We start from the raw sequence: 8,878 nt of genomic DNA, 5'->3' as shown, positions 1-8,878 counted from the left end.
GGCGCCACGTGCGCGCGGGCCGGTCCCGCCGGGCCGGAGCGCGCCGGAGGAACCGCACGGTGGTCCACCGTCCGCGCCCCCGCCACGCCGGGGAGCGGCCGAGCCACCCCGCGCCCGACCGGTCGACGGTCCCTGGCCTGGCGTCGCGCCGTCCGGCCCGCCCGCCGGTCCACCGGACGCCGGCGGGCCCCGGCCAGCGACCGCCGCGGTGCCGCCACCCGGTGCCGGACCCCGGCCACCGGCTACCGCCCGGCAGCAGCCGGTGGCGCCTGCGTACCCGCCGCCGGCCGGGCACCATGAGGCCAGCGCCCCGAACACCCCGCCCGCTGGCTGGCCGGCGGCCGACCCGGCGGCATCCGCCCGCCGGCCGCGTTCCGGCCCACCCGCCGAACCGATCTCCGGTCCGCCGACCAGTGCTGCGGCCGGACCGGTAGGCGGCGCAGCAGCCGGTGGCGCACGCCCCGGACGCCGCCGGGCACCCGAGGTCGATCAGCCGGTGGTGCCGCTGTCCGGCAACGCGCCGCCGATTCCCGGTGTGCCGTCCGGCGCCGCCGTCGTACCGGACGGCGGAGCGGGAGGACGCCATGGCCGCGGTGGCGCGCCGGAGGAACCGCCGATGCCGGCGCGTGGCGACCGGGCCGCGCCGCAGGCACCTGTCAACGGTGGGCCGCAGGCGCCGGTGACCGGTGGCCGGTCGGCCGACGGCACGGACCCCTCGCCTCGAGGTCACCGGTCTTCCGAGCCGGTGGAACCGGGGCGGACCGGCGGTGACACCGGTGAGCGCAGCACTTTGCCGCGATCCGCCGGGGGCCGCCCCGGCCGTCCTGAGCGACCGGCCGACTGGCTGCGGCAAGCTGGCCGCACTCACCACACCGATCCAGAACTGTCGACGATCAAGCGGCGGGGCACGCCACCCGGAGCCCCGGCGGATGCCGGCGTCGCCCAGATGCACGACGAACGCGGTACGGAACTGCCCACCGGACCCGCGGCTGGCCGGTCGAACACCGGCGCTGCGGCCAACCGGCTGGCTGCCGGGGCCGTACCGGGCCGCCCGCCCCGCGACGGACGTCCTGGCGAACCAGTCCCGGGACATTCGTCCGGTGACGGCCGACCCGGTCACGGACGCCCCGGCGATGGGTGGCCCGGTGAGGGACGTCTCGGCGATGAGGGGCCCGGTCACGGACGTTCTCGTGACGGACGGCCCGGCGACGGACAGTCCGCCGCGCCCGGAGCAGGACGGCCGGGGGGTGGTGCGCCGCGTCGTGCCGGCGAGCCGCCCACCGGCCGAGGGCGGGCCGTGCCCGAGTCCGGAGCCTCCGCCGCCGCATCGAGGACGAACGAGCCGCCGGCCGGCCGAGCGGGACCAGAGGCACCCACCGGGCGGGCCGTGGCGTCCGCACGGCCCGACGGTGCGCCGGGCGGCCCGCCGCGTGGCGCGGCCCGTCCCGACGGGATGCCGCCGGCGCAGGGAGCCCGGCCCGAGGCACCCATACGTGGCGCGGCCCGTTCCGAGGCACCCATGCGTGGTGCGGCCCGTTCCGAGGCACCCATGCGTGGTGCCGCCCGACCCGAGGGGCCGGCGCGTGGTGCGGCCCGACCCGATGGTCCGGTCGGCGGCCCCGGCCTGCCCGCCGGCATGCCACCGGGCCCGGCCCGGGGCGCGGCCCGTCCCGGGACCGACCCGGCCCGGCCGGATGGCGGTCCGGGTCGACCGGGCACCGCGCCGTCGGCCGGTCCACCTCCGGTGCGTCCCGGCGGGGCGGCGGGGGAGCGGACCGAACCGACCGGCCCGGGGACGGCTCGCGCCGGGGCTCCGCCGGTCCGGCCGGACGACCGTCCGGCCGGGCGAGCCGCACCACCGCACCGCGGCCCCGAGCCCGCCGACACGCGACCGGGACCGCCACCGCCGCGCGCCGGCGAGAACCCGGCCGTGGCCCGAGCCGCCGCGGTGGCGCCCGTCGAGCCGATCGTGCAGCGGCAGCCGGCCGAACAGCGGCCCGGTCCGGATCCGGCGCTGCGGCGGCCCACCGAGCCGGAGCACCCCGACGCTGACCGGCCCGGGGACGATCTGCCCGACGCCGGCACGGAACCGCGCCGGCAGGTGGCGGGCCAGCAGCGGACGCGGGTGATGATCCTGGCGCTGGTCAGCGCGCTTCTGCTCGGCGGCGTACCGGCCTTCTTCGGGTTCCAGGCGATGAACCGGGATCCGGTATTCGTCTCGCTCGACGAACTGGACGTGCCGACCTGGGCCGATGTCGACCCGGTCGACGACGTCAGCGGCAGCCGCTGGTGCCTGCTGGACTGCCGGCTGCGGGAGCGTACGGTCAACTCCGAACGTTCGCCGGAGGAGACGGCGCAGGTGTACGAGGCCGCGCTCAGCCAGGACGGCTGGCAGCCGTGGACCCCCGCCTACTGCCCTGAACAGCAGGAGAAGGGGAGCTACACCTGCTGGCGGCGGGACGAGCTGACCCTCGACCTCTGGGTGCGGTCACCCGCCTGCGTGCCGCCCCCGGTGGACGGTGAGCCGGCGGTGGTGCCGGAGCCCGACCCGGCGACCGCGGCGGAGGAGTGCCCCGGATCGTTGGTCTCGGTGAAGGTACGCAATGCGATCGATGACGAGCGGACCCGACCGCAACCGACCACCGACCCGTCACTGACCGGTGTGGACCCCTATCCGACGCTGGGCGAGGATCCACTTGGCGATCTGACCCCGTCACCACCGTCCTGAGCCGATCGTCATCACGGACGGTAGGGTCTGCTTCTGGCGGCCCGTGCGGGCCCTGACCCGGGCCGCCGGGTGTTGTCGTGGCGAGACCGTCGTGCGTCTCGGGGCCGTCCCGGTCCCGAGTCATCTGGTTGAGGAGGACAGGCGTGGGGATTCTGGAGGTCGCGGCGTTGGTCGCGGCGATCGCGTTCGCGATGCTGGTGTTGATCCTGACGCTGCCCATCCTGCGGCTGCGGCACACGGTGGACGCCACCACCCGGATGATCAACGACCTCAACGACCGGACCGGCCCGCTGCTCGGCGACGTCAACGCCACGGTGCGCAACGTGAACGTCACGCTGGAGCAGGTGCAGACGTCGCTGGACGGGGTGAACCTCCAGCTGGCCAAGGTCGACACGATGACCAGCCACGCGCAGAACATCAGCGCCAACGTCGCCAACCTGGTCACCGTCGTCTCGGCCGCGGCGGCCAACCCGCTGGTCAAGGTGGCCGCCTTCGGCTACGGGGTACGCAAGGCCGCCGCCACCCGCCGGCACGCGGAGACCGAGCGTGAGGTCCGCGACACGATCAAGGCCCAGCGGCGCGCTGCCAAGCGCGGGAACCGCTGACGCGGCGAAGGCGGAGGTACGAGCATGAGGCGCCTGTTCTGGCTGGGCATCGGCCTGGCCGTCGGTGTGGTGGTGGTCCGCAAGGCGACCCGCGCCGCGCACGCGTACACCCCGGCCGGCATCGCCGACAACCTGTCACAATCCGCTGGCGGTCTGGTGGAGGAACTGCGTAGCTTCGTGGCGGACGTACGCGCCGGGATGGCCGAGCGGGAGCAGCAGATCCACGAGGCGTTCGCCCAGGGTGAGGCGTTCGACGACCAGTTCGCCGAGTTGCGGGAGGACCCGCGCATCGGTGACCGAGAGATCTTTCCGGAGGAACACCAGCGATGAAGACGGCGGAGATCAAGCGGCGGTATCTCGCCCACTTCGAGGCGAACGGCCACGCCGTGGTGCCGTCCGCTCCGCTGCCCGCCATCAGCGACCCGAACCTGCTGTTCGTCAACGCCGGCATGGTGCAGTTCGTCCCCTACTTCCTGGGGCAGCAGACGCCGCCGTACCCGCGTGCGGTGAGCGTGCAGAAGTGCATCCGTACGCCGGACATCGACGAGGTCGGCAAGACCAGCCGGCACGGCACGTTCTTCCAGATGAACGGCAACTTCTCCTTCGGTGACTACTTCAAGGCCGGGGCGATCCCGCTCGCCTGGGAGCTGACCACCAAGCCTGTCGATCAGGGTGGTTTCGGGCTGGACCCGGAGCGGGTCTGGGCGACGGTCTACCTCGACGACGACGAGGCGTACGACATCTGGCTGCGTACCGGGGTGCCGGCGGAACGGATCGTGCGGCGGGGCAAGAAGGACAACTTCTGGTCGATGGGCATCCCCGGCCCGGCCGGACCCTGCTCGGAGCTGTACTACGACCGGGGCCCTGAGTACGGCCTCGAAGGCGGCCCGGAGGTCGACGAGGACCGGTACCTGGAGTTCTGGAATCTCGTCTTCATGCAGTACGAGATCGCCGACGTCCGGAGCAAGGAGGAATTCCGGATCGTCGGTGAGCTGCCGCGGAAGAACATCGACACCGGCATGGGCCTGGAGCGGATGGCCTCGATCCTGCAGGGCGTCGACAACCTCTACGAGATCGACGAGGTTCGGCCGATCCTGGACCGGGCGGCCGAGCTGACCGGCAAGCGGTACGGCGTGCACTCCGGGCACGCGGCCAACCAGTCGCACCCCGACGACGTACGGCTGCGGGTGATCGCCGACCACGTGCGGACCGCGCTGATGCTGATCGGCGACGGGGTGACCCCGAGCAACGAGGGCCGGGGATACGTGCTGCGGCGGATCATGCGCCGGGCGATTCGCGCGGTGCGGCTGCTCGGCTGGCAGGAGCGGGCCCTGCCGGAGCTGTTGCCGGTGGCCCGGGACTGCATGGTGCCGTCGTACCCGGAGTTGGCGAAGGACTTCGACCGGATCTCGGCGTACGCGTACGCCGAGGAGGACGCTTTTCTCGCCACGCTGCGGGCCGGCACCACGATCCTGGACACCGCGATCACCGAGACCCGCACCTCCGGCGGCAAGGCGCTCTCCGGTGACAAGGCGTTCCAGCTGCACGACACGTACGGCTTTCCGATCGACCTGACCTTGGAGATCGCCGCCGAGCAGGGGCTCGACGTCGACCAGGAGGGCTTCCGCCGGTTGATGGCCGACCAGCGGGCTCGGGCGAAGGCCGACGCGCAGGCGCGCAAGACCGGGCACACCGACCTGTCGGCGTACCGGTCGGTGCTCGACAGCGGTGGGCCGGTGACCTTCACCGGTTACACCGAGGTGACCCGCGAGTCGACGGTGCGGGCGCTGCTCGGCGCCGAGGGTCCGCGTGCGGCGGCGGTCGAGGGCGACCTGGTGGAGCTGGTGCTCGACACCACCCCGTTCTATGCCGAGGGCGGCGGGCAGCAGCCGGACCACGGCATGATCACTGTCGGCGGCGGCCAGGTCGAGGTGCTCGATGTGCAGCAGCCGGTGCCGGGGCTGATCGTGCACCGGGCCCGGGTGATCCGGGGTGAGGTGCGGGCGGGGGAGACCGGCTATGCCGAGATCGACACCAACCGGCGGCGGGCCATCTCCCGGTCGCACACCGCGACGCACCTGGTGCACCAGACCATGCGGAACTTCCTCGGCGAGTCCGCCACCCAGGCCGGGTCGCTGAACGCACCGGGCCGGTTGCGGTTCGACTTCAACACCGCCACCGGCGTGGCGCCGAGCGTGCTGCACGACGTGGAACAGCAGATCAACGAGGTGCTCCTGGCCGACCTGGAGGTGCACGCCTTCATCACCTCGCAGGAGGAGGCGCGCCGGATCGGCGCGATGGCGCTGTTCGGCGAGAAGTACGGCGAGCAGGTCCGGGTGGTCGAGGTCGGTGACTACGCCCGCGAGCTGTGCGGCGGCACCCACGTGTCCCGTTCCGGCCAGCTCGGCCTTGTCAAGATCCTCTCGGAGGGGTCCATCGGCTCCGGCGTACGCCGGGTCGAGGCACTGGTCGGCATCGACGCGTTCAACTTCCTGGCCCGCGAGCACCTGCTGGTGGCCCGGCTCGCCGAGCTGTACCGGGTCCCCGCCGAGCAGGTCGCCGACCGGGTCGAGCAGACCGTCACCCAGCTGCGCGACGCCGAGAAGGAGCTGGAGAAGCTACGCGGCCAGCTTGTGCTCGGCGGTGCCGCGGCGCTGGCGGCCCAGGCCAAGGACGTGCGGGGGGTGGCATACGTCGGCACCGAGGCGCCCGAGGGGGCGGCCGGTAACGACGTGCGGACTCTTGCCCAGGAGATCCGGGGCCGGATCGATCCGGCCCGGCCCGGTGTGGTCGCGGTGGCGGCCCGCTCGAACGGCAAGGCGTCCCTGGTGGTGGCCGTGAACGCGGCGGCCCGCAGCCGGGGCCTGGCCGCGAACGACCTGGTCAAGGCGGCCTTCTCGGGTCGCGGCGGCGGCAGCCCGGATCTCGCCCAGGGCGGCGGGTTGCCCGGGTCGGAGGTGCCGAACCTCCTGCTCACGGTGGAGAAGGCGGTCGCCGAGGCGTGAGGCGTCAGCGAGGCAGGTCAGGGCGGACCGGATCGGTCCGCCCTGACCCGTTTGTCGGGGAAGGTAACGCGGCGTGACGGAGCTGTCCCGCGGAGTGCGGCTGGGTGTGGATGTCGGCCAGGTCCGGGTGGGGGTGTCACGGTCCGATCCGCACGGGGTGCTCGCCACCCCGCTGGTCACCGTGGCGCGGGAACAGAACCCCAGGCCAGACGCGGTGCCGTCGGATCTGGCCGAGATCGCCGCGCTGGTCGCCGAGCATGAGGCGGTGGAGGTGGTGGTGGGCCTTCCGGTCAACCTTGCCGGAAAACATGGACCCGCGGCGGAGCACGTGAAGGCGTACGCTCAACTTTTGGCTGATGTGATTTCGCCCGTACCGGTGACACTTACCGACGAGAGGATGTCTACGGTCGTGGCAAGTCGCAGACTTGCCGAGCGGGGTGTCCGGGGGAAGCGACAACGCGCGGTGGTCGACCAGGCCGCTGCGGTGGAGATTCTGCAGAGCTGGCTGGATGCGCAGCGGAGGCGGACGCGATGATGGACGATCTGGATCTCGGGTTCGACGAGCGGGAGAGGGGGGACAAGGGCAAGCACCGGCGGGGGCGCAAGCGCAGCGGCGGTTCCGGTGGTGGCCGGGGCAAGACCGTGCTGGCTCTGCTGCTGGCGTTGGTGCTGCTCGGCGGCATCGGCGGCGGCGCGTACGTCGGTTTTGACCGGATTCAGAACTTCCTCACCACGCCCGATTACGACGGCGCCGGCACCGAGGAGGTGACGGTCCAGATCCCGGAGGGCGCGTTCCTGGCCGACATGGCGGTGGTGCTCTACGAGGCCGACGTGGTCAAGAGCAGCAAGGCGTTCATCAACGCCGCCAACGACAACTCCCGCAGCCGCAACATCCAGCCGGGCACGTACAAGCTGCGCAAGCAGATGAGTGGCGAGAGCGCCCTGGAGGCGATGCTCGACCCGGCCAACCGGATCGTCAACGGGATCACCATCCCCGAGGGGCGCACCGCGAAGAGCATCTACAAGCTGCTCAGCAAGGAGACCGACATCCCGGTCAAGGAGTTCGAGGCGGCCGCGAAGGACCCGGAGGAACTCGGCGTACCGGACTACTGGTTCAAGCGCAGCGACGGCAAGAAGTCGAAGAAGTCGATCGAGGGTTTCCTCTTCCCGGACACCTACGAGATCCCGCCGGACGCCACCGCCGAGTCGATCCTCAAGCAGATGGTCAACCACTTCCTCACCGTCACCGGGCAGATGGAGTTCGCCGACACGGTGGAGAAGGAACGCAAGATCAGCCCGTACGAGGCGCTGATCGTCGCCTCTCTCGCGCAGGCCGAGGCCGGCACCAAGAAGGATCTCGGCAAGGTCGCCCGGGTCGCCTACAACCGGGTCTACTCGGGGACGTTCGACTGTAGTTGCCTGGAGATGGATGTCACGGTCAACTACTACTTCGAGTCGATCGGGCAGGAGGGCAAGACCTCCGCGCAGATGTCGCCGAGCGATCTCGACAACCCGAAGAATCCGTACAACCGCAAACTGCCGGGCATGATCCCGACCCCGATCAACAACCCGGGCAAGGACGCGCTGGAAGGCGCGATGGATCCGCCGAACGGGGACTGGCTCTTCTTCGTGGCCATCGACAAGGAGGGCAACTCCGCCTTCACCCCGGACTACAGCCAGCACGAGCGGAACATCGAGAAGGCCAAGGAGGCCGGCGTCCTGTGACGCCTACGGTGGCTGAGCGCAGGGCGGCGGTGGTGGGTAAACCGATCGCGCACTCACTCTCCCCGGTGATCCACAACGCCGGTTACGCCGCCGCCGGGCTGACCGGGTGGTCGTACACCCGGATCGAGTGCGCGGCGGCGGAGCTGCCGGACCTGGTCGCGGGCCTGGGCCCGGAGTGGGCCGGGCTGTCGGTGACCATGCCGGGCAAGGAGGCGGCGCTCGCGGTGGCCGCCGAGGTCTCGCCGGTCGCCGCCGCGGTGGGCGCGGCGAACACGTTGGTACGCCGCCCCGACGGCTCCTGGTACGCCGACAACACCGATGTCAGCGGCATGGTCGAGGTGCTGACCGGTGCGGGCGTACGCCCGGGTGCCACGGTGACCGTGCTCGGTGCCGGCGGCACCGCGCGGGCGGCGCTCGCGGCGGCGGCCCGGCTGCACGCGGCCGGGGTGACGGTGGTGGCCCGCCGTCCGGCAGCCGTCGCGGAACTGGAGCCGGTGGCCGACCTTCTGGGACTGGCGCTGACCGCCGCACCCTGGTCCGAGGCGGCAACGCTGGCCGAGGCCGACGTGGTGATCTCCACAGTGCCCAAGGGCGCCGCCGACGCGTTGGCCGCCAGCGATGCTGCCGATGGGTCCGCCGGCCCGGTGCGGTGGCGGTCGGCGACGGTGCTCTTCGACGCGATCTACGATCCCTGGCCGACCCCGCTGGCCGCCTCCGCCGCAGCGGCCGGCTGCGGCGTGGTCTCCGGCCTGGACCTGCTGCTGGCCCAGGCGATCGGCCAGTTCGAACAGTTCACCGGCGTCCCCGCCCCCCGC

General features: G+C 72.5%; 7 protein-coding genes and 1 pseudogene. All 8 read left to right on the top strand.

The genetic code is table 11. The features are described 5' to 3' along the window. A pseudogene (locus C1I93_RS32985) lies at positions 1-300 on the top strand (hypothetical protein); the annotation flags it as partial. 1,768 nt (positions 301-2,068) lie between these two features. Further along, entirely contained in the window at positions 2,069-2,728 is a 660-nt protein-coding gene (locus C1I93_RS24980) for a hypothetical protein (protein WP_111245729.1), read from the top strand. Between the two features lie 143 nt (positions 2,729-2,871). Continuing rightward, positions 2,872-3,333, top strand: a complete 462-nt coding sequence (locus C1I93_RS24975) for a DUF948 domain-containing protein (protein WP_111245727.1) — start codon at positions 2,872-2,874, stop codon at positions 3,331-3,333. Between the two features lie 24 nt (positions 3,334-3,357). Next, positions 3,358-3,663 (top strand): hypothetical protein, encoded by a 306-nt coding sequence (locus C1I93_RS24970; RefSeq protein ID WP_111245726.1) that lies wholly within the window; start codon positions 3,358-3,360, stop codon positions 3,661-3,663. Next, positions 3,660-6,338 carry an alanine--tRNA ligase gene (alaS, locus tag C1I93_RS24965; RefSeq protein ID WP_111245725.1) on the top strand — a complete coding sequence of 893 codons (2,679 nt, stop codon included), beginning with the start codon at positions 3,660-3,662 and terminating at the stop codon, positions 6,336-6,338. The genes C1I93_RS24970 and alaS overlap by 4 nt, the downstream gene beginning before the upstream one ends. A 73-nt stretch (positions 6,339-6,411) precedes the next feature. Beyond that, on the top strand, positions 6,412-6,873 hold the full coding sequence (gene ruvX, locus C1I93_RS24960; protein ID WP_111245724.1) for a Holliday junction resolvase RuvX: 462 nt from the start codon (positions 6,412-6,414) through the stop codon (positions 6,871-6,873). Further along, complete coding sequence (gene mltG / locus C1I93_RS24955) at positions 6,870-8,063, top strand: endolytic transglycosylase MltG (RefSeq protein ID WP_111245723.1); 1,194 nt, start codon at positions 6,870-6,872, stop codon at positions 8,061-8,063. The genes ruvX and mltG overlap by 4 nt, the downstream gene beginning before the upstream one ends. An 8-nt stretch (positions 8,064-8,071) precedes the next feature. Further along, positions 8,072-8,878 (top strand): shikimate dehydrogenase (locus C1I93_RS24950; protein WP_111245728.1); only part of this gene is annotated, 807 nt, incomplete at its 3' end.

The organism is Micromonospora endophytica, assembly GCF_003236305.1.
Lineage (GTDB): Bacteria > Actinomycetota > Actinomycetes > Mycobacteriales > Micromonosporaceae > Micromonospora > Micromonospora endophytica.
This window is presented reverse-complemented; position numbering and strand designations above follow the sequence as displayed.